Source organism: Arthrobacter sp. UYCu723 (genome assembly GCF_054059215.1).
In genome coordinates this window covers 3,438,572-3,464,674 of the sequence record NZ_JBSSBW010000001.1, presented here as the reverse complement: position 1 = coordinate 3,464,674, position 26,103 = coordinate 3,438,572, and the positions used below count along the sequence as shown (strand labels likewise).

Annotated in this window: 26 protein-coding genes and 1 tRNA gene; 11 read left to right on the top strand and 16 right to left on the bottom strand. The window is 66.4% G+C overall.

Features of this window, described 5'->3' with window-relative positions; translation table 11 throughout:
* Nucleotides 1–109: 109 nt before the first annotated feature.
* The gene (locus ACVWZ8_RS16210; protein ID WP_426978355.1) at nucleotides 110–388 is read right to left on the bottom strand and encodes a hypothetical protein; all 279 of its coding nucleotides are present in this window, start codon (nucleotides 386–388) and stop codon (nucleotides 110–112) included.
* Nucleotides 389–507: 119 nt separating this feature from the next.
* Here ACVWZ8_RS16210 and ACVWZ8_RS16205 point away from each other — a divergent pair, with 119 nt between their 5' ends.
* Nucleotides 508–1,866: a hypothetical protein gene (locus ACVWZ8_RS16205; RefSeq protein ID WP_456505188.1), complete on the top strand. Its 1,359-nt coding sequence runs from the start codon at nucleotides 508–510 to the stop codon at nucleotides 1,864–1,866.
* Between the two features lie 67 nt (nucleotides 1,867–1,933).
* On the opposite strand, the gene ACVWZ8_RS16200 is transcribed toward ACVWZ8_RS16205, so the two are convergent.
* From ACVWZ8_RS16200 to ACVWZ8_RS16185, 4 genes are all read right to left on the bottom strand, one after another.
* Nucleotides 1,934–2,009, bottom strand: a tRNA-Val gene (locus ACVWZ8_RS16200).
* Nucleotides 2,010–2,122: 113 nt separating this feature from the next.
* Nucleotides 2,123–3,043 carry an NAD-dependent protein deacetylase gene (locus ACVWZ8_RS16195; RefSeq protein ID WP_456505187.1) on the bottom strand — a complete coding sequence of 307 codons (921 nt, stop codon included), beginning with the start codon at nucleotides 3,041–3,043 and terminating at the stop codon, nucleotides 2,123–2,125.
* A gap of 4 nt (nucleotides 3,044–3,047) precedes the next feature.
* Nucleotides 3,048–3,554: a peroxiredoxin gene (locus tag ACVWZ8_RS16190; protein WP_426978359.1), complete on the bottom strand. Its 507-nt coding sequence runs from the start codon at nucleotides 3,552–3,554 to the stop codon at nucleotides 3,048–3,050.
* The gene (locus ACVWZ8_RS16185) at nucleotides 3,551–3,970 is read right to left on the bottom strand and encodes a DUF3052 domain-containing protein (protein WP_354248389.1); all 420 of its coding nucleotides are present in this window, start codon (nucleotides 3,968–3,970) and stop codon (nucleotides 3,551–3,553) included. Before ACVWZ8_RS16185 ends, ACVWZ8_RS16190 begins: the two co-directional genes overlap by 4 nt.
* A gap of 397 nt (nucleotides 3,971–4,367) precedes the next feature.
* Here ACVWZ8_RS16185 and aceE point away from each other — a divergent pair, with 397 nt between their 5' ends.
* The 6 genes from aceE to ACVWZ8_RS16155 all read left to right on the top strand — a co-directional run bounded on the left by aceE (nucleotide 4,368) and on the right by ACVWZ8_RS16155 (nucleotide 12,527).
* Nucleotides 4,368–7,148, top strand: a complete 2,781-nt coding sequence (aceE, locus tag ACVWZ8_RS16180) for a pyruvate dehydrogenase (acetyl-transferring), homodimeric type (protein WP_456505186.1) — start codon at nucleotides 4,368–4,370, stop codon at nucleotides 7,146–7,148.
* A gap of 192 nt (nucleotides 7,149–7,340) precedes the next feature.
* A complete protein-coding gene (locus ACVWZ8_RS16175) occupies nucleotides 7,341–8,585 on the top strand; it encodes a PucR family transcriptional regulator (RefSeq protein WP_426978361.1) in 1,245 nt (414 codons plus the stop codon).
* An 87-nt stretch (nucleotides 8,586–8,672) separates the two neighbouring features.
* Nucleotides 8,673–9,602, top strand: a complete 930-nt coding sequence (locus ACVWZ8_RS16170; RefSeq protein ID WP_426978362.1) for an ACP S-malonyltransferase — start codon at nucleotides 8,673–8,675, stop codon at nucleotides 9,600–9,602.
* Nucleotides 9,599–10,660, top strand: a complete 1,062-nt coding sequence (locus ACVWZ8_RS16165; protein ID WP_426978363.1) for a beta-ketoacyl-ACP synthase III — start codon at nucleotides 9,599–9,601, stop codon at nucleotides 10,658–10,660. The genes ACVWZ8_RS16170 and ACVWZ8_RS16165 overlap by 4 nt, the downstream gene beginning before the upstream one ends.
* Nucleotides 10,661–10,803: 143 nt before the next feature.
* Nucleotides 10,804–11,049: an acyl carrier protein gene (locus ACVWZ8_RS16160; RefSeq protein ID WP_018773434.1), complete on the top strand. Its 246-nt coding sequence runs from the start codon at nucleotides 10,804–10,806 to the stop codon at nucleotides 11,047–11,049.
* Nucleotides 11,050–11,291: 242 nt separating this feature from the next.
* Nucleotides 11,292–12,527, top strand: a complete 1,236-nt coding sequence (locus tag ACVWZ8_RS16155; RefSeq protein ID WP_456505185.1) for a beta-ketoacyl-[acyl-carrier-protein] synthase family protein — start codon at nucleotides 11,292–11,294, stop codon at nucleotides 12,525–12,527.
* A gap of 145 nt (nucleotides 12,528–12,672) precedes the next feature.
* Here the strand turns inward: ACVWZ8_RS16155 and ACVWZ8_RS16150 are convergent, their stop codons facing one another.
* From ACVWZ8_RS16150 to ACVWZ8_RS16110, 9 genes are all read right to left on the bottom strand, one after another.
* Nucleotides 12,673–13,176: a DUF3145 domain-containing protein gene (locus ACVWZ8_RS16150; RefSeq protein WP_056426723.1), complete on the bottom strand. Its 504-nt coding sequence runs from the start codon at nucleotides 13,174–13,176 to the stop codon at nucleotides 12,673–12,675.
* A 300-nt stretch (nucleotides 13,177–13,476) separates the two neighbouring features.
* Entirely contained in the window at nucleotides 13,477–14,403 is a 927-nt protein-coding gene (locus ACVWZ8_RS16145; protein ID WP_456505184.1) for a tyrosine recombinase XerC, read from the bottom strand.
* A 101-nt stretch (nucleotides 14,404–14,504) separates the two neighbouring features.
* On the bottom strand, nucleotides 14,505–15,692 hold the full coding sequence (gene dprA, locus ACVWZ8_RS16140; protein WP_456505183.1) for a DNA-processing protein DprA: 1,188 nt from the start codon (nucleotides 15,690–15,692) through the stop codon (nucleotides 14,505–14,507).
* Nucleotides 15,693–15,778: 86 nt separating this feature from the next.
* Nucleotides 15,779–17,326, bottom strand: a complete 1,548-nt coding sequence (locus tag ACVWZ8_RS16135; protein WP_456505182.1) for a YifB family Mg chelatase-like AAA ATPase — start codon at nucleotides 17,324–17,326, stop codon at nucleotides 15,779–15,781.
* A complete protein-coding gene (locus tag ACVWZ8_RS16130; protein ID WP_456505181.1) occupies nucleotides 17,327–17,683 on the bottom strand; it encodes a YraN family protein in 357 nt (118 codons plus the stop codon).
* A gap of 588 nt (nucleotides 17,684–18,271) precedes the next feature.
* Nucleotides 18,272–18,706 carry an arsenate-mycothiol transferase ArsC gene (locus ACVWZ8_RS16125; protein WP_456505180.1) on the bottom strand — a complete coding sequence of 145 codons (435 nt, stop codon included), beginning with the start codon at nucleotides 18,704–18,706 and terminating at the stop codon, nucleotides 18,272–18,274.
* Between the two features lie 300 nt (nucleotides 18,707–19,006).
* Nucleotides 19,007–19,999 carry a thioredoxin-disulfide reductase gene (gene trxB / locus ACVWZ8_RS16120; RefSeq protein ID WP_456505179.1) on the bottom strand — a complete coding sequence of 331 codons (993 nt, stop codon included), beginning with the start codon at nucleotides 19,997–19,999 and terminating at the stop codon, nucleotides 19,007–19,009.
* 27 nt (nucleotides 20,000–20,026) lie between these two features.
* Nucleotides 20,027–20,449 (bottom strand): arsenate reductase ArsC, encoded by a 423-nt coding sequence (locus ACVWZ8_RS16115; protein ID WP_456505178.1) that lies wholly within the window; start codon nucleotides 20,447–20,449, stop codon nucleotides 20,027–20,029.
* A gap of 262 nt (nucleotides 20,450–20,711) precedes the next feature.
* Complete coding sequence (locus tag ACVWZ8_RS16110) at nucleotides 20,712–21,386, bottom strand: arsenate reductase/protein-tyrosine-phosphatase family protein (RefSeq protein WP_456505177.1); 675 nt, start codon at nucleotides 21,384–21,386, stop codon at nucleotides 20,712–20,714.
* A gap of 45 nt (nucleotides 21,387–21,431) precedes the next feature.
* On the opposite strand from ACVWZ8_RS16110, the gene ACVWZ8_RS16105 reads away from it, so the two are divergent.
* The 4 genes from ACVWZ8_RS16105 (at nucleotide 21,432) to ACVWZ8_RS16090 (ending at nucleotide 23,877) form a co-directional block, all read left to right on the top strand.
* Nucleotides 21,432–22,172 carry an aquaporin gene (locus ACVWZ8_RS16105; protein WP_456505176.1) on the top strand — a complete coding sequence of 247 codons (741 nt, stop codon included), beginning with the start codon at nucleotides 21,432–21,434 and terminating at the stop codon, nucleotides 22,170–22,172.
* 131 nt (nucleotides 22,173–22,303) lie between these two features.
* Nucleotides 22,304–22,654 carry an ArsR/SmtB family transcription factor gene (locus tag ACVWZ8_RS16100; protein WP_456505175.1) on the top strand — a complete coding sequence of 117 codons (351 nt, stop codon included), beginning with the start codon at nucleotides 22,304–22,306 and terminating at the stop codon, nucleotides 22,652–22,654.
* Nucleotides 22,651–23,175 (top strand): N-acetyltransferase family protein, encoded by a 525-nt coding sequence (locus tag ACVWZ8_RS16095; RefSeq protein WP_456505174.1) that lies wholly within the window; start codon nucleotides 22,651–22,653, stop codon nucleotides 23,173–23,175. Before ACVWZ8_RS16100 ends, ACVWZ8_RS16095 begins: the two co-directional genes overlap by 4 nt.
* 498 nt (nucleotides 23,176–23,673) lie before the next feature.
* Nucleotides 23,674–23,877, top strand: a complete 204-nt coding sequence (locus ACVWZ8_RS16090; RefSeq protein WP_456505173.1) for a hypothetical protein — start codon at nucleotides 23,674–23,676, stop codon at nucleotides 23,875–23,877.
* 62 nt (nucleotides 23,878–23,939) lie between these two features.
* Here the strand turns inward: ACVWZ8_RS16090 and istB are convergent, their stop codons facing one another.
* Nucleotides 23,940–24,770 (bottom strand): IS21-like element helper ATPase IstB, encoded by an 831-nt coding sequence (gene istB / locus ACVWZ8_RS16085; RefSeq protein WP_456505172.1) that lies wholly within the window; start codon nucleotides 24,768–24,770, stop codon nucleotides 23,940–23,942.
* Nucleotides 24,767–26,023 carry an IS21 family transposase gene (gene istA / locus ACVWZ8_RS16080; RefSeq protein WP_456505171.1) on the bottom strand — a complete coding sequence of 419 codons (1,257 nt, stop codon included), beginning with the start codon at nucleotides 26,021–26,023 and terminating at the stop codon, nucleotides 24,767–24,769. The genes istB and istA overlap by 4 nt, the downstream gene beginning before the upstream one ends.
* Between the last annotated feature and the right edge of the window lie 80 nt (nucleotides 26,024–26,103).

The following is a 26,103-nucleotide window of genomic DNA, read 5'->3' as shown; positions in this document are numbered from 1 at the left end:
GGTTTAACATTTCCGGACTTTCACGGTATATTCGTAACAAGCCTTCCACCGCAGCATCCCCCAATAGTCGCGGTGGAAGGCTTTTCCATTGCCTCTTTCCCGCGCCTCCCTAGGCGGCGTCCGCGACGGCGTCCCGCAGCCGCCACCCACCGCCCAGCCCATCCCGGATGAGTTCCATTGTGGTCAGCGCCGAGCCCCGGTTGCGGCCAAGAGTCGCCTGGACCTGCCACACCTCCACGTCGACGCGGCTCAGCCCCTTCGGCATCCGCCGTTCGGACTCCCACCAGCTCACCCGCTCAAACCAGCGGACCGGCTCGGCGCCGACAATCCATTCCCGGCCGCCGCGGACCACCGCCCAGGGCTTCCCGTCCGGGCCTGATTTCACCATCACATGTTCCATGCCGACAAAGCTATTGCGAGGGTATGACACTCCCTCGCGCGGGTCCCGTGGCTGCTGCGCTGGAGACAAACCCGTGGATCGCTCTGGACTATATTTGATCCCTGGGCATGCCAGCAGCGACTCCGCGCCATACTACGGAGGATGATGTTCACAGCATGCAAAAAACAGGGAGCATCCGATTGAGAGCCACCGCCACTCGCGCGGCCATCGCCGTTGTAGCCATCGCAATCACCACCTTCATCTCGATCGTCAGACTCCCTAAAACTGCCTTGGATACCGTTTGGGCCGAAGATGGTCCGGTGTTCCTGCAGCAGGCAATGTCTGGCGGGGGACCCGGCGCAATCTTCGCTCCCTACGAGGGTTATCTGCACGTCCTTCCACGGCTCGCCGCAGAGGCGGTTGTGGACTTCGTTCCGGTCGAGAACTTCGCCGCAAGCCTGGCCTTTGTCTCCTGCCTTGTCGTCGCCGTGGTTGCCTACCTGACGTTCCACTGCGCCTCGGCCCTGACTGACAGTCTCTGGGTCAGACTCGCCTGGGCGGCAATCCCGATTTTGGTCAGCGTCGGGCCATACGAAATCCTCGGCAACACGGCCAACCTCCACTGGTATCTGCTGTGGCTCGTTCCGTGGCTGCTACTGAAGCCTGCGCAAAGCCGCCCCGAAGCTGTCATCCTCTGCCTCGCGACCGTTTCGTCCGGGCTCACCGAGGTGATTTCCGTGCTGTTCCTTCCCCTGGTTCTGCTGCACGTTCGTGACAAGGCGTACTGGCCGGCGCGCGCCGGCCTGGTGGCCGGCGCCGGCATCCAGATCTACACCACCCTTCTCTATCCCCGAGTTCCCAGCAGCGGGCAGGCCTGGGACCCGTTGTCAGTGGTGGCGGGCTGGTTCATCAACATGGCGGGCGTCATCTTCTTTGGTTCGTCGCGCAACATGGGGATCAACATCCTGAATTTCGGGGCGGCCCCGGTGATCCTCGGGTTTCTTCCGATCGCCGCCGCCCTGGTGTATCTCCTCGTCAGGGGCAAGCGCGAGCATCGTCTTCTGGCCCTGTTTTTTCTGGCCGCCTCGTTCGGGGTGTGGGCGGCCTGTCTCGTGGCAAATCCCCGGGCGCAGTTCGACTATCTCCACCTCACGGATGACCAGTGGGCGCACTTCACGCTCACCAGATATTCGGCGGCACCGGCCATGTTCATGCTGGCCTTGTTTCCGCTGCTGGCAATATCCATCCGTCGTGAGTCGGTCCGGGCACCTGCCGCAGTCCTGGCATCCTTCGCAGTCCTGTTGGCCGTCTCTTACTTTCCTACTCAAGTGGGCCGGGAACAGGGACCGTCCTGGAGTGCAGGCGTGGCCGGCGCCCGCGCGGCGTGCCTCGGGGCACGCGATGATGAGACTCGTCCTGTCCAGGTGGCACCCACCGGCTGGTCTATCTCAGGCGTAGCGATGCCCTGCTCCCGCTTAAGAGGATAGTTTCCCTCCAGACGACTAAAAAACCCCGTCGTTGCCGGCCTCTCGGCCTGCAATGACGGGGTTCTGCTGGTGGGTCCTACCGGGATCGAACCGATGACATCCACGGTGTAAACGTGGCGCTCTACCAGCTGAGCTAAAGACCCAAACCGTGGTCTTGGCGCTTCAGCGCTTCAACCAACGAACAGCTACTGTACCGGATGAAGCAGGCAGTACGCCAATCGTCCCACCACCCGAGGCCCGGCCGGCGATGGACCGGTCAGAGCGGCGGGAGCTCCTCGGCGAGCCAGGTCAGGGCCCCGCTGACACCGGCGTCGAACTTGATCGTGGCGAGGGCATCCCCCCGGGTCTGGCCCCTGTTGATGATGACGACGGGCTTGCCCTGCCTCGCCGCATGCCGGACGAACCGCAGCCCGCTCATCACCGACAGTGAAGAGCCCGCCACCACCAGCGCCCCGGCCTCGTCCACCATGGCATAGGAGCGCTCCACCCGGTCCTTGGGAACATTCTCGCCGAAGTAGACGAAGTCGGGCTTGAGCGTTCCGCCACAGGCCGGGCACTGCGCCACGACGAAACTCTCGATCAGGACGGAATCCTCCACCGTGGCGTCGGCGTCGGGCGCCATCTCCACCACACCAGCGGCCAGTGCCCGTTCCAGGAAGCTGGGGTTCAGCTCCTCCAGCACGCCAGCCAGCAGGCTGCGGCTGTAGCGGCGGTGGCAGTCCAGGCAGACCACCTGATCGAACCGTCCATGCAGGTCCACCACGTTGACGCTGCCGGCGTCCTCGTGCAGACGGTCCACATTCTGGGTGATGAGTCCTGTGAGCAGCCCGCGCTGTTCCAGCCGGGCGACGGCGGCGTGGCCGCCGTTGGGGTCCGCGCGCCGCAGATGCGACCAGCCGATGTGGTTCCGGGCCCAGTAGCGCCGCCGGTTTTCCGCTTCGCCGATGAATTCCTGGTACGTCATCGGCGCACGGGGCGCGGCGCCGGGTCCGCGGTAATCGGGTATTCCGGAGTCAGTGCTCAGGCCGGCGCCGGTCAACACGGCGAAGCGGCCGCCGGCAAGGATGCCGTGGATTTCCCGCAACACCTCGAGTTCATCCCGGGCGGGTTCGGCGGCGGCGACGGGCGGCAGACTGGCGAAGCCAGTCATGCCGATGCCGGGGCGCCGCTGCCTCACTGGATCAGCTCCCGGCGAGTCCCGACAGGGCGGCGCGGTATTCAGCAAAGTCCCTGGCCTGGCCGCGGGGATTCACCACCACATAGCGCACGATTCCACTCGCATCGACGATGAAGGTGCCGCGCTGGGCCATGCCGCTCCCGGCGTCGAACACCCCATACTGTGAGGCGACGGCGCCGTGCGGCCAGAAGTCGGCGAGGAGGTCGAAGGTGTAGCCCTCCTTCTCCGCGTAGGCCCGTTGGGCGAACTTGCTGTCCACAGATACGCCCAGCACAGCGGCGTCGGCATCCTCGAAAAGCGCCAGGTTGTCCCGGATTTCGCACAGCTCTCCGGTGCAGATGCCCGAGAACGCGAAGGGGAAGAACACCACAACCACGGTCCGGCCCCGTAGTCCGGAGAGCCTGATCGGTTCGCCGAACTGGTTAACCAGTTCGAAGTCGGGAGCCTGCTCCCCGACGGCGGGCACGGTGCCGGTTACAGTGCCGGTTACGGTGCCACTGGCTGAGGTCACTTGTTCTTCCGCGTGACCAACCGGGTGGCGCTCCAGTCCTGGGAAACGCCCGCGGAAGTTGTGACGTGGAGACCGGCAGTGGGGGCCGCGTCCTGGATGTCAGAGGGAGACACGTAGCCGCCCCGTCCGGACTTCGGCGTCAGGACCCAGACGACGCCGCCCTCGCTGAGGGTGGTCAGCGAGTCGACAAGCGTGTCAACGAGGTCGCCGTCGCCGGCCCTCCACCAGAGAATGGCGGCATCGACTACTTCGTGGTCGTCCTCATCAAAGAGTTCCGAGCCCGTGAGATCTTCGATGTCGTCACGCAAGTCGAAGTCGACGTCGTCGTCATAACCGAATTCCTGAATCAGATCCCCGGTTTTGAAACCCAGTTTTTCCGCCACATTTACCGAAGTGGCGGCGTCGGCCTCGCTCACGTGTTGCTCCTATGCTTAGTCATTTTATTGAACCTAGTGATTTCCATTACTCCAAGCCAACACCCTTTGAGCCTCCGCTTCAAGCTGTTGGCCCCGCGATCCGCCATATTCTGCGTCACACACGGCGATCCGAGCACCGCCGGGCGGCACTTCGTCACACAACCAGTATGCCGGTCAAATACGACGGGACCCCCACTCGACAGCTACGCATCCCCGAGCTGTCAGAGCTAGAGTGGCTGATGACGACTACGCCTGCGAGGGCGAACGCCCCGCTGACGCAGGCGGGCATAGTTGTGATTGGACCTTGCCCGGCGCACATGACCGGGCAGTTGTAACCGATACGTCGCACACGTCGCGTTCACGCCAGGCAGTTACCCTGCCGGAGCTGAGGGTGCCGATGAATGCGCTCAAAGAGAGGTTGGACGTGGCTGCAGGAGAAGATACCTCCCATATCCTCAGCGGGTTGACAAACCAGCTGCCTGATCGTGATCCGGAAGAGACCGCCGAATGGCTGGAGTCCCTGGATGACCTGATTCAGGAACAGGGCACCGAGCGTGCCCAGTACATCATGCGCAGTCTGCTCCAGCGGGCCGGCGCACAGAGTGTGGGCGTTCCGATGGTCACCACCACGGACTACGTCAACACGATCCCGGTCGACCAGGAAGCCCCGTTCCCCGGCGACGAGGAGATCGAGCGGAAGTACCGGGCCTGGCTGCGCTGGAACGCCGCGGTCATGGTGCACCGGGCGCAGCGCGCGGATATCGGCGTCGGCGGCCACATCTCGACCTACGCGGGCGCGGCGACCCTCTACGAGGTCGGCTTCAACCACTTCTTCCGCGGCAAGGACCACCCCGGCGGCGGGGACCAGGTCTTCTTCCAGGGCCACGCCTCCCCCGGCATGTACGCGCGGGCCTTCATGGAAGGCCGGCTCTCCGAGGAGGACCTGGACGGCTTCCGGCAGGAGAAGTCCAAGGAAGGACATGCCCTCTCCTCCTACCCGCACCCGCGCCTCATGCCGGAGTTCTGGGAATTCCCCACCGTGTCCATGGGCATCGGCCCGATGAACGCGATCTACCAGGCGCAGTCCAACCGCTACCTGCAGAACCGCGGCATCAAGGACACCTCGGACCAGCAGGTCTGGGCGTTCCTGGGCGACGGCGAAATGGACGAGCCCGAGTCCCGCGGCCTGCTCCAGCTCGCCGCGAACGACAAGCTGGACAACCTCAACTTCGTCATCAACTGCAACCTCCAGCGCCTCGACGGACCGGTCCGCGGCAACGGCAAGATCATGCAGGAACTCGAGGCCTTCTTCCGCGGCGCCGGCTGGAACGTCATCAAGGTCGTCTGGGGCCGGGAGTGGGACACGCTCCTGGCCAAGGACGAGGACGGCTCGCTCGTCAAGATCATGAACGAGACCGTCGACGGCGACTACCAGACGTACAAGGCCGAATCCGGCGCGTTCGTCCGCGAGCACTTCTTCGGCCAGACCCCGCAGACCAAGGAAATGGTCCAGGACCTCACCGACGACGAGATCTGGAACCTCAAGCGCGGCGGCCACGACTACAACAAGGTCTACGCCGCGTACAAGGCCGCCACCGAGTTCAAGGGCAAGCCCACCGTCATCCTGGCCCACACGGTCAAGGGCTACGGCCTGGGCACCCACTTCGAGGGCCGCAACGCGACCCACCAGATGAAGAAGCTCACCCTCGCGGACCTCAAGGCCTTCCGCGACCACCTCCGCATCCCGGTCACCGACGAACAGCTCGAAGCCGACCTCTACCGGCCGCCCTACTACCACCCCGGCATGGACTCCCCGGAGATCCAGTACCTGATGGGCCGCCGGAAGGAACTCGGCGGCTTTGTCCCCGAGCGCCGCTCCCGCCACACCGAGGTCACCCTGCCGGAGGAGAAGGTCTACGAGGTCGCCAACCGCGGCTCCGGCAAGCAGCAGGCAGCCACCACCATGGCCTTCGTCCGGCTGCTCAAGGACCTGATGCGGGACAAGGAGTTCGGCCAGCGGATCGTGCCGATCATCCCGGACGAGGCACGGACCTTCGGGATGGACGCGTTCTTCCCGACCGCGAAGATCTACAACCCGAACGGCCAGAACTACCTCTCCGTGGACCGCGAACTCGTCCTGGCCTACAAGGAGTCCATCTCCGGGCAGATCGTGCACGCCGGCATCAACGAGGCCGGTTCCGTGGCAGCCTTCACCGCCGCGGGCACCTCCTACTCCACGCACGGCGAACCGCTGATCCCGATCTACGTCTTCTACTCCATGTTCGGGTTCCAGCGCACCGGCGATTCCTTCTGGGCCGCGGCGGACCAGATGACCCGCGGCTTCATCATCGGCGCCACCGCCGGCCGCACCACGCTGACCGGCGAGGGCCTGCAGCACGCCGACGGGCACTCCCCCATCCTGGCCGCCACCAACCCGGCCGTTGTCTCCTACGACCCGGCGTACGGCTACGAGATCGGCGTCATCATGCGCGACGGCCTCAACCGCATGTACGGCCCCGGCCCCGCCGACAACGACCCGTCCAGGAACGTGATGTACTACCTCACCGTCTACAACGAGCCGATCTTCCAGCCGCCGGCGCCGGCGGAACTCGACACCGAGGGCATCATCAAGGGCATCTACCTGCTGGCACCGGCCAAGATCGACGGCCCGCGCACGCAGATCCTCGCCTCCGGCGTGTCCGTCCCCTGGGCCCTCGAAGCCCAGAAGGTCCTCGCCGAGGACTGGGGCGTCTCCGCCGACGTCTGGTCCGTGACGTCCTGGACCGAACTGCGCCGCGACGCCATGGCCGCCGAGGAAGACGCCTTCCTCAACCCCGGCCAGCCCGCCCGCGTCCCGTTCGTCACCGAACAGCTCGCCGGCGCCACCGGGCCGATCGTGGCAGTCACCGACTACATGAAGGCCGTCCCGGACCAGATCCGCCAGTTCCTCCCGAACGAGTTCGCCTCGCTCGGCGCTGACGGCTTCGGTTTCTCCGACACCCGCGCCGCCGCGCGCCGCTTCTTCAAGAACGACATCCACTCCATCGTGGTCCGATCCCTGCAGATGCTGGCCCGCCGCGGCGAAGTGGACGCCCAGGCTCCGGCCCAGGCGATCGAGAAGTACAAGCTGCACAACGTGAACGCCGGCACCACCGGCAACGCCGGGGGCGACTCCTAGGCAGGGCCGCCAGGCCAGGCAACCCGTGTACGACGGCGGTTCCCTCCGGTTGGTGGGGGCCGCCGTCGGGCGTTTAACCCGGTGATCCAGAACTGTGATCTAGGGCGGTGATTTAGGGCTGTGGTCCAGACAGGGCGCGTTGTAGCCTTTGCACAAATGGAGCTTGGGCGGCGGGCACCGTATGCTCGATGCATGGCAGAGCCGATCACCACTCCCGTAAAACGCAAGCCGGCTTCGAAGGCGATGACGCCGGAGAAGGCCGAGACCCTCAAAAAGCTGCGGGCGAGCGTGGGCCAGCTGTCCACCACGACGCTTCGCCAGCTGGAGAAGTCCCTGCCGTGGTACAGCCGCCTGAACTCCGACGAGCGCTCCGCCCTCGGCATGGTTGCCCAGAACGGCATCGCGGCGTTCGTTACCTGGTACGAGCGTCCCAGTTCGCCGTCGTGGATCCTTTCCGATGTCTTTGGCACCGCACCGACAGAGCTGACCCGCTCCATCAGCCTGCAGAAGGCGCTCCAACTCATCCGGATCGTGGTCGAGGTGGTCGAGGACCAGGTCCCCGTGATCGCCCCTGAAGCAGATCAGTCCGCCCTGCGCGAGGCCGTGCTGCGGTATTCACGCGAGGTCGCGTTCGCCGCCGCCGACGTCTATGCCCGGGCCGCGGAGTCCCGCGGCTCCTGGGACACGCGGCTGGAAGCCCTGATCGTGGACGCCATCCTGCGCGGCGAAAACACCGACGCCCTGCGCTCCCGGATCGCCGCCCTGGGCTGGAAGGCGCAGGAACGCTTCACCGTCATGGTGGGGAATTCACCGTCCGAGCCCAGCGCCAGCTACGTCAGCGAACTCCGCCGAACGGCCGGCCGCTTCGCCGAGGACGCGCTGGTGGGAATCCAGGGCGACCGGCTGATCCTGATTCTCGGCGGTGTCCATGACCAGGAGACGGCCTATCTGAAACTCAGCGAACTCTTCGCCCCGGGCCCCGTGGTCTACGGTGCCGAGGCGGGGTCACTGCTTGAGGCCAGCGGCTCCGCCCAGTCGGCCTTCGCCGGCCTGACCGCCGCCCGCGCCTGGCCCTCCGCCCCTCGCCCGGTGGCGGCCGACGACCTCCTGCCGGAACGGGTGATCTCGGGCGATGACGCCGCCCGGCGGTCCCTCGTCAAGAACATCTACCGCCCCCTGCTGGCGGCCTCCAACGGGCTCGTGGAGACCCTCGGCACCTATATCGAGCTGGGCCACTCACTCGAAGCCACAGCCCGGGAGCTCTTCGTCCACGCCAACACCGTCCGTTACCGGCTCAAGCGGGTCTGCGACGTCACCGGCTGGGATCCGCTCCTGCCGCGGGAGGCCTTCGTGCTGCAGACGGCCCTCGTCGTGGGCCGTCTTTCGGCCCCGCCGAAGCCCGCCACGGAACGCCAGCCGTCCCGCAACAACCCCTGACCCGTTGTAGACTTCCTACAAACTGACCCTGTGAGCTTGGTGCATGAAAACACCATTGATCACGCAGTAATTTGGAAAGCTGGATACGTGCTTGCAATCGTCTGCCCTGGACAGGGCTCCCAGACCCCTGGTTTTCTGGCCCCCTGGCTGGAACTGCCACCCGTCGCAGGCCAATTGGCCTCCCTCAGCGAGATAGCAGGTATCGACCTCACCGCCCACGGCACCACCTCTGATGAGGAGACCATCAAGGACACTGCCGTCGCGCAGCCCCTCATCGTTGCCGCCGGGCTGGTCGCCGCCAAGTCCCTGTTCGACGTCGAACTCGGCACTCTTCCGGTGATCCTCGCCGGTCACTCCGTCGGAGAAATCACGGCATCGGCCCTGGCCGGGGTCCTGACCGAAACCGAAGCCATGACGTTTGTCCGCGAACGCGCCAACGGCATGGCCGCCGCCGCTGCTGCCACTCCGACCGGCATGAGCGCCGTGGTGGGCGGAGACCCCGCCGAGGTCCTGACCGCCATCGAGGCCTGCGGCGCCACCGCTGCGAACGTCAACGGTGCCGGCCAGATTGTCGCCGCAGGCACCCTGGACCAGCTCAAAGCCCTCGCGGACAATCCACCGGCCAAGGCCCGGGTGATTCCGCTGAAGGTTGCCGGTGCCTTCCACACCTCGCACATGTCCCCGGCCGTCGCGGCGCTGCAGGCCCTGCGGCCCTCGCTCCACCCGCGGAATCCGCAGGTCCCCCTCCTGTCCAACTACGACGGCGCAGCAGTCACCGACGGCGGCGCCGCCGTCGACAGCCTCATCGCCCAGGTGTCCCGCCCGGTCCGCTGGGACCTGTGCATGGAGGCGATGGTGCAGCGCGGCGTGACCGGAGTCATTGAGCTGGCCCCGGCCGGAACGCTTGCCGGGCTCGCGAAGCGCGGCATGCCCGGCCTGAAGACCGTAGCTGTCAAGACCCCGGACGACCTCTCAGCCGCCCTGGCCCTATTCGCAGAACTGGAAGGACAGGCATGAGCGTTCCCGCCCTGAAGCAGTTGCCCGTGCACGAGAACACCCGCATCATGGGGGTCGGCGCCTACCGGCCGAGCGTGATCGTCACCAACGAGGATGTCTGCCAGTGGATCGACTCCTCCGATGAGTGGATCCGCCAGCGTACCGGCATCATCACCCGGCACCGCGCCCCGGCCGATGTCAGCGTGATCGACATGGCCGAAGGCGCCGCCCGCGAGGCGCTGGATAAGGCCGGGATCGCCGCCTCCCAGCTCGGCGCCGTGATCGTCTCCACCGTGACGCATCCCTACGCGACACCTTCCGCCGCCGCAAGCCTCGCCGACCGCCTGGGTGCGACGCCGGCACCGGCCTTCGACATCTCGGCCGCCTGCGCGGGCTACTGCTACGGCATCGCCCAGGGCGACGCCCTGGTCCGCTCCGGTACGGCCGACTACGTCCTCGTGGTCGGCGCGGAAAAGCTTTCCGACGTCATCGACAACACCGAGCGGACCATCTCCTTCCTGCTCGGCGACGGTGCCGGCGCCGTCGTGATCGGCCCCTCCGACACCCCCGGCATCGGCCCGTCGGTGTGGGGCTCGGACGGCAGCAAGTGGGATGCGATCGGCATGACCCACTCGATGCTGGACATCCGCGAACTGGCACTGACCGGCAAGCGGAGCACTGCCCTCAGCGAAGAAGAAGCCGCAGTCACGGACGCCGCGCTGTGGCCGACGCTGCGCCAGGACGGCCAGACGGTCTTCCGCTGGGCAGTCTGGGAGATGGCCAAAGTGGCCGAGCAGGCGCTGGAGGCTGCCGGCATCACGGCCGATGACCTCGCGGCCTTCATCCCGCACCAGGCCAACATGCGGATCATCGATGAGATGGCCAAGAAACTGAAACTTCCCGAGACGGTCACGATCGCCCGGGACATCGCCGAAGCGGGCAACACCTCGGCGGCCTCCATCCCCCTCGCCACCCACCGCCTGCTGCAGGAAAACCCTGAGCTGAGCGGCGGGCTTGCACTGCAGATCGGCTTCGGTGCCGGACTGGTGTTCGGTGCCCAAGTGATCGTGCTTCCGTAGGCGCCCGCGCCCTCCCCTGAACTGAATACGTTCTTCCACAGTACGGATTCCCACACCAAGCCGAATTCTCGGTTTGAATCATTTCCGTCCGAAGCAGCCGGAGCACCGGCTGCGGAGGGCAACTACAAGAAAAGGAGCCATCAATGGCTAGCAACGAAGAGATCCTGGCCGGCCTGGCTGAAATCGTCAACGAAGAGACCGGCCTGGCCACGGAAGCTGTCGAAATGGACAAGTCCTTCACCGAGGACCTGGACATCGACTCCATCTCCATGATGACGATCGTGGTCAACGCTGAAGAAAAGTTCGGCGTGCGCATCCCGGACGAAGAGGTCAAGAACCTCAAGACCGTCGGCGACGCCGTCAGCTTCATCGCCAACGCCCAGGCCTGATCCTGACCGTTTTGGCTCCTGCCGGCAACGGCTGAGATCCGTGGCCGGTCCGGGGCGCTGCAGCAGCACCCCGGACCGGACCACTTTGCCTGTTGCTTTTTTGAAGCACAGATTTTGCAGCACCATTTCGCATGACAAGTTCGCATAACAAGTTCGCATGACCACAGAGTTTTCCCCACGCAGGCCCCGGCAGTCCTTTCCAGAATCCGGACCCGGCAGGCGCACCGACAGAGAGTGATCCCATGGCACGCAAAGTAGTCATTACCGGTCTGGGTGCCACCACACCCATTGGCGGCGATGTCCCCACGATGTGGAAGAACGCGCTGAAGGGCGTCTCCGGCGCGCACACGCTCGAGGACGACTGGGTGGCCAAGTTCGAGCTGCCCGTGCATTTTGCAGCACGCGCCTCCACCCCCGCGCTTGAGGTCCTGGGCCGGGTCGAAGCCAAGCGGATGGACCCGTCCACGCAGTTCGCCGTTGTCGCCTCCCGCGAGGCCTGGGCCGACTCCGGCATCACGGAGATCGACCACGACCGCCTCGCCGTGGCCTTCGCCACCGGCATCGGCGGCGTCTGGACCCTGCTCGATGCCTGGGACACCCTGCGTGAAAAGGGCCCCCGCCGCGTCCTGCCCATGACCGTGCCGATGCTGATGCCCAACGGACCCGCGGCGGCGGTCAGCCTTGACCTGGGCGCCCGCGCCGGCGCCCACACCCCGGTCTCCGCCTGCGCCTCCGGTACCGAGGCCGTGCACATGGGCCTGGAACTGATCCGCTCCGGCAAGGCCGACGTCGTGGTCTGCGGCGGCGCCGAAGCCGCCATCCACCCGATGCCGATCGCAGCGTTCGCCTCCATGCAGGCCCTCTCACGCCGGAACGATGAGCCCGAGCGCGCCTCGCGCCCCTACGACCTCGGCCGCGACGGCTTCGTCATGGGTGAAGGCGCCGGCGCGCTGGTCCTCGAGGCCGAGGAACACGCCCTCGCCCGCGGCGCGCGGATCTACGCCGAGCTCGCAGGCACCTCGGTGACGGCCGACGCCTACCACATCACCGCGCCCGATCCCCAGGGCCTGGGCGCCACTCGCGCGCTCAAGGCTGCCATGTTCGACGGCCGGATCCAGGCCGAGGACGTGGTGCACATCAACGCGCACGCCACCTCCACACCGGTGGGCGACAAGCCCGAGTACACGGCCCTCAAGGCCGCCCTGGGCGCCCAGCTGGACAGCGTGGCGGTCTCCGCGACGAAGTCCCAGATGGGCCATCTGCTGGGTGCCTCCGGTGCGGTGGAAGCCGTGCTGACCGTGCTGGCAGTGCACGAACGCAAGGCGCCGGTGACCATCAACCTGGAGAACCAGGATCCGGAGATCCCGCTCGACGTCGTCACTTCCGAGCGCGAGCTGCCCTCCGGCAGCATCGTGGCACTGAGCAACTCCTTCGGCTTCGGCGGCCACAACGCCGTCATCGCGGTGCGGAGCATCTAGCGGTCCCGTCCCTCCGCCGAGATGACAGATGGCGGCAATGTTCTTCGTGAACATTGCCGCCATCTGTCTCTTGGCATAGCTATGGGGTGTGTTGCGGTGATCCGCCGCGCCGGCACTCAGTCCGAGCAGTTCCAGCCGAGGAGTTCTAGCCGACCTGGTGGAGCCAGCGCACCGGGGCGCCTTCGGCGGCGTGCCGGAAGGGTTCCAGTTCCTCGTCCCAGGCTTCGCCGAGGGCGAGGGAGAGCTCGTGGTAGACCGCAGAGGGGTCGCCGGCGCCGGATTCGTAGGCGTAGCGGATGCGGTCCTCGGAGACCATGATGTTGCCGTGCACGTCGGTGACGGCGTGGAAGATGCCGAGCTCGGGGGTGTGCGACCAACGTCCGCCGTCGACGCCCTGGCTGGGCTCCTCGGTGACTTCGTAGCGCAAGTGCGCCCAGCCCCGGAGAGCGGACGCCAATTGAGCCCCCGTGCCCGGATTTCCGGTCCACGACAGCTCGGCCCGGAACATTCCGGGCGCAGCCGGCTGAGCGGTCCACTCAAGGTCGGTCCGCTTGTCCACGACAGATCCTATGGCCCACTCAACGTGGGGGCACAGGGCCGTCGGGGCCGAGTGAACAAACAACACACCGCGGGTCAGTGCAACAGACATTCCATCCTCCATAGCTGTAGGTACGTCTTCCCCAACGACCTCTGCCTGGATGTCTGTCTGTTGCGCGGGTCCGTAGTTGTGCGGGTGGTCCCTGCCAGACTATTAAGTTACTGCCCGGTTTCTGGGTGGAGCTCGAGGCAAAGAGCTTCAAGCAACACTTGAAAGTTGGTGGGCGTGCGTCTTATTCTGCCGTACCCCACCTAATTACGCCAGTGAAATTCGGCGCGTCTTTCCCGGCGCGCCGTGCGGGGTGGTGCAGACCGCCATCCAAGGCGCCGGGTACGGCTTTATGGCGAGCTGTCAGGCGCGCGGGTGGGCCTGCTGGTAGCTCTTCCGGAGCCGGTCCACGGAGACGTGGGTGTAGATCTGTGTGGTGGCGAGGCTGCTGTGGCCGAGAATTTCCTGCACCGCGCGGAGGTCAGCTCCGCCGTCGAGCAGGTGCGTGGCGGCCGAGTGGCGCAGCGCGTGCGGCCCGGTGGCCGCGGTGTCCCCCAGCGCCCCCAGCAGATCGTGGACTACGCTGCGGACCTGGCGCTGGTCCACCCGTTTGCCTCGGGCACCGAGGAACAGGGCTGGTCCCGAGGCGCCCGTGGCAAGGGCCGGGCGGCCGCGGCGGAGCCAGTCGTCCACGGCGAGTGCCGCCGGAAGCCCGTAGGGCACGGTGCGTTCCTTGTTGCCCTTGCCGAGCACGCGCAGGGTCCGGCGGTCCGGATCGAGGTCATCGACATCCAGGCCGGCAAGCTCGCCCACCCGGACGCCGGTGGCATACAGCAGTTCCACCATGGCCCGGTTGCGCAGCGGCATCGGCCCACCCTCGGCGGCGGCAGATTCGGCCCCTTCCACCAGCCGGAGGACCTGGCCCTGGTGCAGCACGCCGGGCAGGGAATTCTCCCGTTTGGGCGCTCTCAGCCGGAGGGCCGGGTCGGTTTCGATCAGTTCCTCGCGGACCGCCCAGGCGGTGAAGGCCCGGGCGGTGGCGGAGCGGCGGCCCAGGGTGGCGCGGGACATGCCCGCTTCGCTCTGGGCACCGAGCCAGCGCCGCAGGGTGCCGAGCTCCAGCCCGGCAAGGTCTTCCACGCCCTCGGACGCGGCATGGGCGAGCAGGCTGCCGACGTCGGAAACGTAGGCGCGGACAGTGTGGATGGAGCATCCCCGCTCCGCCACGAGGTAGCGGCTGAAGCCGTCGGCGGCGGTGGCCAGCGCGGCCGGGATCTGCGGAGTAGACACTCCCCTACTCTCGCAGGATTCACACGGCAATCAAGAAGCCCGTCGGCGAGCCGCCGCCGAGCCTGACCGCCCGCCGCTGCAGCCTGCCCGCCGGTCATCGCTCACCCCGCCTTCCCGGCGCGTTTCCAGCCTCCCCGATGGGACTCGGCCAGACCCAGCAGCCCGAGCCGGCCGAGTCCGGCACGGACCGAGTCCACACTCAGCCCCGCCACTGCAGTGAGCTTTTCGACGGAGCTGGTGGTCCGCAGCGGAAGGGCGTCAAGAAGGATGAGGTCCTCCAGGGTCAGGCCGTCCTGGACTTCCATCCTGCCCGTCTTTGTCTCCGGCAACGATTCCCCGCTTGGGGCGGCGAGCTCCGCGATCTCCCCCGCGTCCGTGACGCAAACCGCGCCGCCTTCCCGGAGCAGACGGTGGCAGCCCGCTGAATTGGCGCTGTGCACCGACCCGGGCACGGCCCCGACGGCCCGGCCCAGGGTTTCGGCATGGTGTGCCGTGTTGAGGGCACCCGATCTCCAGCGGGCTTCGACGACAACCGTGACGGATGCCAGGGCCGCGATAAGCCTGTTCCGCTGGAGAAACCTGTACCGGGTGGGCGCGGAGCCTGGCGGAACCTCGGCGAGGACAGCGCCCTGGTTGGCGACCGCCCGCAGCAGCTCCTCATTGCCGGAGGGATAAAACCGGTCCACTCCTCCTGCCATCACGGCGATCGTGGGCATGCCCCCGGCGCCGCCGGCCAGAGCCGCCCGGTGAGCGTGCGCATCGATGCCGTACGCGCCGCCCGAGATGATCGTGAAGCCCCGCTGCGCCAGCGAGTAGGCGAGGTCGCCGGTCACGGCAGAGCCGTATGCGGTGCTGTCACGGGAGCCCACCAGAGCAATGGATTTGGCGCCGGGAGGCAGCGGCTGCTCGACGCCGCGCCACCAGAGGCAGATCGGTTCCTGCAGGCCGAGGTCCGCGAGCTGTCGGGGCCACAGTTCGTCCGACGGGATGATCAGGCGTCCGCCCAGTCGTTGCATCGTGGCCAGGTCCCTTGCGGGCGCCAGATCGGGAACGCGGGGCGCCCAGCGCTTCCGTGCGGCTGCCAGGCCTGTCCAGCCGCCACCGGAGCTGTTGTCTTCCAGTACCCGGGACATTTCCTGTTCCAGCTCCGGGCCTGGCGCGACCTCGCCGGTAGCGATTCGCAACGCGTCCTCCGCCCCGGCGACGTGCACGAGCGCCAGGCCTGCGGCGTCCTGGGGCTCGAACAGGCGGGACAACGCCGCCCGGGCTGTCATTTCGTTCATCATCATGGTGTCCTTTCGCAGGCTCATCGAGCGTTCGCCCGGCGTTTGGTGCTGTCCAGGTGTGGGGGCAGTGCGTGGCGCGGCGCCGACCCTTAGGCGGCAGCGGCTGCCTGCCGAAGGCCGAGTGCCTGGCCGATGTCGTCGGCACCGGGGGTGTCCCGCGCGGCCAGGTCTGCCAACGTCCAGGCCAGACGCAGCACGCGGTCGTAACCGCGGGCCGTAAGCACGCCACGCTCCAGGGCGAGATCCAGGATCCGCGTGGTGGGTGGCCCCAGCCGCAAGGCACCCCTGAGGAGCCGTCCGGGGACCTGTGCGTTGGTCTCGAATCCGAACGGCATGAGCCTCTCCGACTGACGGTTCCTTGCTGTCCGGACCCGTTCGGCGATCGTGGCGGTGTCCTCCTCAGAACCCGTCTGACCGAAATCGGCCAATGAAACCCGCTCGACTTCAAGCTGGATGTCTACCCGGTCCAGCAGCGGACCGGACAGACGGGAAAGATAGCGCCGCCGCATGGTGGGGGTGCAGGTGCAATCAACCCCCTTTCCTGACGCCTTGCCGCAAGGACACGGGTTGGCGGCGAGGACGAGCTGGAACCTGGCTGGATAAGCAGCCGTGCCAGCCGAACGATGGATCACCAGCTCCCCGCTCTCCAGCGGCTGCCGGAGTGCGTCCAGCACCCGGCGTTCGTATTCGGGTGCCTCGTCCAGGAACAGCACGCCGCGGTGTGCCCGGGAGGCGGCGCCCGGACGGGGCAGCCCTGACCCGCCGCCGATGATGGCGGCCGAGGTGGCAGTGTGGTGTGGATTCTCATAGGGCGGCCGGCGCAGCAGTTGCACGGACGCGGAGGTGAGGGCGCAGAGGGAGTGGATGGCGGTAACTTCCATCGCCTCTGTGTCTCCCAGGTCCGGCAGGAGTCCCGGAAGCCGCTCGGCCAGCATCGTTTTCCCCGCTCCTGGCGGTCCGGTCAGCAGGAGATGGTGGGCGCCGGCGGCCGCGACTTCCACGGCCTTGCGGGCATCGGCCTGCCCCGAGACGTCACGCATGTCGGGCGGGATGGCTGAACCTGCCTCCGGTTCGGTTTCCCCGTCACGGTCCTCAGGCCCGGGCTCGAAGCCGAGGGCCAAATCCTGCGGATCGGCACCGAAGTCAAAAGCCAGCCGCGCCAGCGTCGAGTAACCCTGCACACGCGCGCCGGGCACAAGCTCGGCTTCGGCGGCGTTGGAGTGCGCCACTACAATATCCGGGTATCCCGCCCGAACCGCAGCCATGACCGCGGGCAGGACGCCGCGGACCGGCCGCAGCCTGCCGTCGAGGCCCAGTTCGGCAATGAAGACGGTGCGCCCCGTGGATCTGATGTCGTTCGAAGCCAACAGCGCGGCCATCGCGATGGCCAGGTCGAAGCCGGAACCGCGTTTCGGCAGCGAAGCCGGGATGAGGTTGGCTGTGATCTTTCGGCGGCTCAGCGGGATACCCGAGTTCTGGGCCGCAGACCGGATCCTCTCCTTGGCCTCGTTGAGCGAGGCGTCCGGCAGACCCAGGATGATGAACGCCGGCAGCGTCTGGCCGATGTCAGCCTCGACTTCGACGATGTAACCGTTGAGTCCGACGAGGGCCACCGAGTAGGTCCGGCCCAACGCCATCTAGCCCACCCCTTTGAGGTGTTCCACCGCCGGGTCGCCGATGCCGTCGTCGAGCACGGCAATCACATCGACGCGGCGCAACGGCATTCTTAGCTCGTGGTCACGGCACCAGGCGGACGCCAGACGGTGCAGCCGGGCCAGCTTGTCCACGCCGACAGCCTCGAAGGGATGCCCGTAGTCAAGGGACTTCCTGGTCTTCACTTCCGCAATGACCAGCGCGTCGCCGTCGAGCGCGACGATGTCTATTTCGCCTTCCGGGCACCGCCAGTTGCGGTCCACGACACGCATGCCTTGGGCTTCAAGGTATTCCGCCGCGAGTTCCTCCCCGCGCCGGCCCAGCACATCTTTTGCTCTCATGACACCAGACTGGGGTGCCACGCAGGAGCGGCACAGGGCTCCCTGCCCCTATGTGGGAAACTCCGGGCTGTCGTCTATCGGTGGAGGACTAGACGAGTCCGCTGATTGTCGTAGCCAGGTTCTAATTATCTACCCTCGGGTGGGGTTCACAGCCATGTGTGTGTTGAACTAGCGTCGTCTCGGAACGCACGGATTATCTACCTCTGACGAGGTACGTTCGTATGGCGCAGTCCCTGATTCCGTTTCCCTCGACCAACCACCCGAACGTCCCGATTTCACGGCGCTGGATCGCGTTCAGGGTCATCCACAAAGCTGGAGGCCCGTCCTGGGCAGTCGTGGACGCCTCCACCTACGAGCTGCATCCTGAGGCCAGCGCGTACCTTCACTACCTTCTTGGTTCTGCCGTCCACGAACACCATCAAGGCCTACGCGCACCGCCTGGCCGCTTTCTTCACCTGGCTCGGTCCGGCCGGGTTGGACTGGGCGGACGGCGTGCCTCGGTGGTCTGGGTGATGCACAGCGCGGCAAGGCCGCCGCGTGGTGCACCCTCCGCGACCAGTGCCCGGGATACCGCGGGGGTGGGCATGCCTAGTTCCCGGTCAGCTCCGCGTAGAGCTTCTCGACCCGGGCTTTGATGTCATCCCGGACCAGGCGCATGCGTTCCATGCCTTCGATGCCGCGTTCGGAGGGCTCATCCGTTTCCCAGACCTCAAAGCGGGTGCCTTCGTGCGGCTGGAGTTTGGCTTCGGTGCCGAGGATGATGACGGCGTCCACGGCGGCCAGGACCTCTTCCGTGACGGGCTTGGGGTGTTCGCCGGTGATGTCGATGCCGAGTTCGGTCAGGGACTCCACGGCCTGGGGGTTGAGGGACTTGCCCGGTTTGGTGCCTGCGGAGTAGACCATGACGGCCCCGCCGGCGAGTTGGTTCATCAGGCCGGCGGCCAGTTGGGACTTGCCGCCGTTCTTGCTGCAGACGAAGAGCACGGCAGGGGTCTTGTGCGCGTCGGATGTTTCCTGGGTCATGAGTGCGTTGTTTCCTTTGTGAGTGAGCCGACCAGGGTTTTGACCCGGTCGTGCCGCGGCGGCCAGGCCCACGGGCCCGGCGCCGATCACGGCAACGGGAAGGGTCTTCGCTGAATCCATGGTGTCCTCTGTTTCATCCGTAGGTGTGGCGGTTCTTGCCGGAGGTGCCTGCCGGTCCACTCTGGGGCCGGCAGGCGGGAAGGTGTCAGCAGCAGTCCTGCATGTCATCCGGGCAGTCGTCGCAGCAACCGTCGCCGCTGCATCCTGTGTTCATTCAGCTCACCCCCTCTCCGTTCGAAGTCAGGCGTGGGTGGGTTCTTCCACCAGGGCCGTGGCGATGCTGTCGGCGTCCTCTAACGCGGCGAGGTAGCGTTCGGCGTCCAGGGCCGCGGCGCAGCCGGTGCCGGCCGCGGTGATGGCCTGGCGGTAGCGGTGGTCCACGGCGTCACCGCACGCGAACACACCGGATAGGTTGGTGACCGTGGCGGGCGCATCGACCTTGATGTAGCCCTCCGCGTCCAGGTCCACCTGCCCGGCCAAGAGTTCGGTCCGCGGCACGTGCCCGATGGCCACGAAGATGCCGGTGGCTGCCTGCTCGCGGGTTTCCCCGGTGCGGGTGTCCGTCAGCGTCACGCCGGTGACCTTGCCATCGCCGTGGATCTTCGTGATGGCGGAGTTCCAGGCGAAGCGGATCTTGGGATTGTCCTTGGCGCGCTGGGCCATGATCCGCGAGGCCCGGAGTTCGCCCTTGCGGACCACCACGGTTACGGACTTCCCGAAGCGGGTCAGGAAGGTCGCTTCCTCCATCGCGGAATCCCCGCCGCCGACAACGATGATGTCCTGCTCCCGGAAGAAGAAACCGTCGCAGGTGGCGCACCACGAGACACCGTGCCCGCTGAACTTCTTCTCCTCGGCCAGGCCCAGTTCCTTGTAGGCGGAGCCGGTGGCGAGGATGACAGCGGACGCCTCATGGGTCTCGCCGGCGCCGGTGACCACGCGCTTGAGGTGGCCGGTCAGCGTGACTTCGGTGACGTCGTCGAAGACCACCTGGGCGCCGAACCTTTCGGCCTGCTGCTGCAGGCCATCCATGAGCTCAGGACCCTGGATCCCGCCGGGGAACCCGGGGAAGTTCTCCACCTCGGTGGTGTTCATCAGGGCACCTCCCGCGGTGACCGATCCGGCCAGGACCAGGGGCTTGAGGCCCGCACGGGCGGCGTAGATCGCCGCGGTGTAGCCGGCCGGGCCGGACCCGATGATAATCAACTGTTCAGTGTTTCGGGTGGCGGTGCTCACGAAATGACTCCTAATGCTTGGAACGGGTTACTTGGCGGCCGGGGTGAGGGATTCGATCAGGGCCTCGATGCGGGTCTTGATCTCGTCGCGGATCGGGCGGACGGAGTCCACGCCCTGCCCGGCCGGATCCTCCAGGACCCAGTCCTCGTAGCGCTTGCCGGGAAAGTACGGACACTCATCGCCGCAGCCCATCGTGATCACCACGTCCGATTCCTTCACTGCCTCAGTGGTAAGGACCTTCGGGATCTCGGAGGACATGTCGATGCCGAGCTCGGCCATCGCCGCGACGGCGGCCGGGTTCACCTTGTCAGCGGGCTGGGAGCCGGCGGAGCGGACCTCGATCCGGCCTTCGCCGAGGGTGGTGAGGAACGCGGCGGCCATCTGGGAGCGTCCCGCGTTGTGCACGCAGACGAACAGGACGGACGGCTTCTCGGCGATTTCGGTGCTCACGGGGTTTCTCCTGGAATCAGTTGGGTGACGGGTGCATTGTGCGGCCCGGTTGAGGTCCTGCGCCCTGCACATGCTGCGCTCAGCGGAACATTGATAAAGATCGATGTAAAAAGTATTGGACCATAGATTGATGATTGTCAATATTTAGATGATGCCGACTTCACCGCCCCTTCGGGAATCCCTGACGGCTCTAAATGGGGCCCGCGGGATAGGCCCCTTGTCCGTAGCGGGAAGCAGTGAACGGGGCATTGTCGGGGGCGAGTTAGGCGGCGAGCACGCGGGGTGCGAGGTCATTGATCCGGTGGGCAATGTCGTCGAAGGCCTTCTCGAAGGCGTCCTCGGTGCCCAGCCGCAACGGATCCGGCACCGACCAGTGCACGCCGCCAAGGTCGGTTAGCTCCTCATGGGCGTTATCGCATACGGTAACCACGAAGTCCCCCTCCCCCGCCACCTGCTCCAGCCTGCGCGGAGGGAGGTCTGCGAGGTCCACGCCGTGACGGCGGGCGACGTCGATGGCGCCCTGAGCGATGCGGTCCGCGGGATGCGTTCCCGCCGACGTCGAGGGGATTTCGCTGACCTGCTGCCAGAGCGCGGCGGCCAGCTGGGACCGTGCACTGTTTCGCGTGCAGACGAAAAGCACGCGGCTGGCCCCATGTTCGGCCCCCGGGACCAGGCCCCCCAGAGCGCCGGCAGCAAGCCGGATATAGCTCCGGCGCCGATCGGCTTCGGAGCGGTGGCGGGTTGCCAGCCCGGCCTCTTCCAGCGCGCGCAGATGATGGGAGAGCAGATTCGACGGCATTCCCAGCTCCGCCTGAAGCTCCGTCGGGGAGAAGTCCCCCAGGGTCAGCAGGTCAACGATGCGCAGACGCGCAGGATCGGCGAGGGCCGCGTGCTTGGCTACCCGCGCCTGGAATCCGGTGATTGCCTCAGTATTCATTGATTCAATTTTGACTGAGTTAATTCTTTGGGTCAAGCTGTTGGCATGACTTCTAACCAGCCGCCACTGTGGCGTCGTGCCGTTGCCGAACTGCTGGGCACCAGCCTGCTCGTGATGATCGTCGTCGGCTCCGGGATCGCCGCACAGCAGCTCTCCCCCAATGACTTTGGCCTGCAGCTGCTCCAGAACAGCACCGCCACGGTGCTGGGCCTGACGGCGCTGATCCTGGTGCTCGGGCCCGTCAGCGGCGCGCACTTCAATCCCGCGGTGTCCCTCGCCGACTGGATACTGGGTCGACGCAGCGGCTCCGGGCTGACCCTGCCGGAGCTCGGCACATATGTCATTGCGCAGACCGTCGGTGCCATCAGCGGCAGTGTGGTCGCGAACGCCATGTTTGAGGTGGGCACCTCCATCTCGACCAAGGAGCGCGCAACCACGGGGCATCTGCTCGGCGAGGTTATCGCGACCGCCGGGCTCATCCTGCTCATCTTCGCCCTGGCTGCCACCAAGCGTGGCATCCTCGCCGCTCCGGCGGTGGGCGCCTACATCGGGGCCGCGTACTGGTTCACGTCCTCGACCTCGTTCGCGAACCCTGCCGTGACGGTGGGCCGCATCTTCAGTGACACCTTCGCCGGCATCGCACCGGCCTCCGTTCCCGGCTTCGTCGTGGCGCAGCTGGTCGGCGCGGCCGTAGGCCTTGGCCTCCTCCTCACCCTGTTCCCCTCCGCGGCCCGCACCGCTGACGACGTCGTTCTCCGGCACAGTGCCGAAACGGCCAGTTCATAGCCATCGCCGGCATCTGGCGGGCCGACCAGGGTGCGTCTCCGCATGAACAGGGCCTGCGCCGGGGTCGCCCCCGACCCGAGGCCTTGCGGCTCATACATTGATGATTGTCAATATCAGGGCATAATGAGTACATGAACTCGCTGCCTATCCTCGAACCGGCCACGGATGAAGCCTGCTGCGCCCCGGCAGGAATGCCTGCCCTGGGCGCTGAGGAGGCTAAGCAGAAGGCCCTGGTCTTCAAGGCGCTGGCCGATCCGAACCGGCTGCGGCTGCTCTCCATGGTCAAGGCGGAGGCCTCCGGTGAATCCTGCGTCTGTGACCTGACCGGTCCGCTGGACCTGGGCCAGCCCACCGTCTCCCACCACCTGAAGATCCTGGTTGAGGCCGGGCTGCTGCACCGCGAGAAGCGTGGCACGTGGGCCTATTACTCCCTGGTCCCCGGGGCCCTGGAACAGACGGCCGGACTCCTGGCGACCCTGTGACCGCGCCGGAACAGTCCGCGGTCACGATCCGTCCCATGCGCGACGACGACTGGCCGGCCGTCCAACGGATCTACCGTGAAGGAATCGCCACCGGCCACGCCACCTTCGAATCGGAGGCGCCCGACTGGGAACGGTTCAACAACTCGAGACTGCCCCGCCACCGGCTCGTCGCCGAAACCGCAGAAGGCAGGATCCTTGGCTGGGCTGCCGTCTCCCCCGTCTCCGCCCGCCCCGTCTACTCCGGCGTGGTCGAACACTCCGTCTACATCGCAGCCGTTGCACGCGGGCTCGGCCTGGGCGCAGCGCTGCTGCGGGCCCTGGCAAAATCCACAGAGGGTGACGGGATCTGGACCATCCAGGCCAGCGTCTTCCCCGAAAACGAAGCCAGCCTCAAACTCCACCTCGCCAACGGCTACGTCGTCGTCGGGCGCAGGCACCGCATCGCCAGGATGACCCACGGGCCGCTCAACGGGCACTGGCGCGACACAGTCCTGATCGAACGCCGGTCCCCCGCCACCTGAACAGCCACGTGTCCGGCCCCGCCTCTCAAGTGACCGGCGAATACTGTCTTTGCCCCTATTGCAGTCAAACGCTCCGGCGCCGCCCTGTCGCGACCCATAATGAAGACATGTGCAGCGAATCGCCGACACACCCGGACCGCAGCGGGATCCAGGCCTGAAGAAGGGGACGGCAAGACGTGGAACCAGCCAAGGCCGAAATCCAGGCCGGATACAGCCGCGCCCGCCACGCCCTCGACGCCTGGCTGGAGAGCGCGACGGCCGCGGATCTTCGGCGCAGGAGTAACGGAACCCGGTGGACCAACGAAGAACTGCTCTTCCACATGGTTTTCGGATACATGGTCGTCCGCACCCTGCTTCCGATGGTCCATGTCATCAGCGGGCTCCCCAAGCCAGTCGGCAGAGCCTTCGCCGCCGGCCTGAACGCCGGAACGCGCCCGTTTGACGTCGTGAACTACTGGGGGATCCCGGGCCGCATCCCTCGTCTACAACAGGCAACGGATGGGCCGGAAACTCGAAAAAACCATCACCGCCATCACCCGCCGGCTGGAACGCGAGAGCCCCACGTCGCTATCAAGATCGATGCCGTTCCCGGACCGGTGGGATCCGTTCTTCGCCCCGACCATGACACTCAACGACGTCTACGCCTACCCCACACTTCACTTCGACTTCCACGCCCGACAGCTAATGTCAATGCTTGGCTAAAATTGACCCCTTTTTGCTGTTCTAAAATTGACCCCTTGACGGGGCCAGGGTCTGTAGTTTTGTTAGTCCTTGATGGTTGTACTGGCGAGCTGATCGCGCCGGTTCTTAGTCCGGTAGGAGTCCCCTTTCAGGGGCACGACCTCGGCGTGATGGACAAGGCGGTCAATCATCGCGGCGGCGATGATGTCGTCATTGAAAACCTCTCCCCACCGGGAAAACGTCATATTCGAGGTCAGAATCAGGGACGCATGCTCATAGCGGGAAGAGACAAGCTGGAAGAACAGATTCGCGGCATCGGCGTCGAACGGGATGTAACCTACTTCGTCGATTATGAGTAGCGGGTAGCGGGCGAGCCTGGCCAGTTCGGTCGGGAGTTCACCCGTGGCGTGAGCCTGCTGCAGTCGGCTGATCCAGCCTGCGGCCGTATCGAAAAGCACCCGGTGCCCGGCGTGGGCGGCCTTGATGCCGAGCCCGATGGCCAGGTGTGTTTTCCCGGTTCCCGGCGGCCCTAGCAAGATCACGTTCTCCGCCGCATCGATGAAGGACGTGGTGCCCAGATGGGCTATCGTCTGCCTGGCCAGTCCAACGTTGTGGGTGTAGTCATACTCCTCCAGGGACTTCCGTGCGGGGAAATGCGCGGCGTTGATCCGCAGCTGGGTGCCGTTGGCCGCCCGGGCACTGACCTGGCGGTCCAGCACGGCGGCCAGGTACTCCTCGTAGGCCCAGCCTTCCGCCCTGGCACGTTCGGCGAGACGTTCATAGACCTCCGCGACCACCGGCGCCCGCAGCGCCCTGGCCAGGTACGCCAACTGCGCCGATGGCTTGACGGCTCCCGCAGTTCCTGGGCCCGGCTGTCCGGCCGCCGGGGCGGACAGTTCGGCAGTGGTCGTCATGACAGCGCCGGAACGCTCGAAGCGGCGCCGGTGCGGTGGCTGAAATCTATCCCGTAGAGCGCGTCGTAGTCCGGCAGTGCCCGGGCGCTGACATCGGTGGGCGGCGGGGCAGGACGGGCGTGGTTCGCCTTCCAGTACTCGGTGCGCAGCCTGCCCGCCGATTCCTTATGGGCCGGGTCCGTGATGGTCTGATGCACCGCCCAGGACCGCGGATGATCGGCCACCAGCCGGCCCTCGAGGCGGACCTGGATCCGCTCCAGCGTCCCGGCGACATCGACCATCCGTCCGACCGCCACCGGGTCAACGGAGTAATCGTTGGCGTGGACCCGGACGTAGTAATCCCGCGGCAGCCGCACGCGGTCGGCAAACCCCAGATGAGGTGCAACCGGAGGCAGGACGGCCATGGCCAACCGGTCCGCGGGCAGCCGGTCAACGGGCCTGGCCCCTGTCCGGCGCACCAGCCGGGAATTGGCCCCGGGTAGCCAGGCACCGAGCTGGGTGTTGAAGTCCGCCGGGGAGGCAAGGGCACGCCCGGGCATGAACGAGGTCTCGTAAAAGTTGTTGCCGCGCTCAACGATGCCTTTATGTTCGGGCTCCCGCACGGCGACCTGGTAGATCCTGGTCCCCAGGATCCCGGCGAAGGACCGGGCCGGTTCGGTGAGTTTGTTCCTCCGTCCGATACCGCTCTCGCTGTCCCATACAAGTTCCTTGGGCACGCCGCCGAAAACACTCAACAGTGCCCACATTCCGCAGAGCAGATCAACGGTCTGCCGGGACGGGATCATCATCGCCGCGAGCATCCGGGAGAACCCGAGCACCATCACCAGTACCGGTGGCGTTCCTGTCTGCCCCGCACCAAGGGGAATCACTGCCGGCGGGAACCACAGATCACACTGCACCCGTTCCCCGGCCACGTACTCGGTCCGGTCAGTCGGATCGACACCACGGTACTCCGGCCTAAGCAACGCGACCTTCGCGCGCAGAATCGCTGATGAATGTTCCCATCCGATGCGTTCAGCGATCACCGTCGCCGGCATCGTCGGCACGTCCTTGAGCAACGCCCTGATCCGCGGTTCCGCCGCGTCCGTCAGGGAACCCCTGCCCGGCCGTTCATAGCGTGGAGGCGTAGCGGCCGCCAACGCCGCCCGGACCGTGTTCCTCGCCAAACCCAGCCGACGCGCGATGGTCTTGATCCCCAGATGCTCGCTGCGGTGCAGCCGCCGGATCTCTGCCCAATCTTCCATGATGATCATCCTCAATCCAACCCCGGAGGGGTCAAGATTCAAACGGCGCTATGGGGTCAGTTTTCACTAAGCAGCGACAGCTAAGTCTC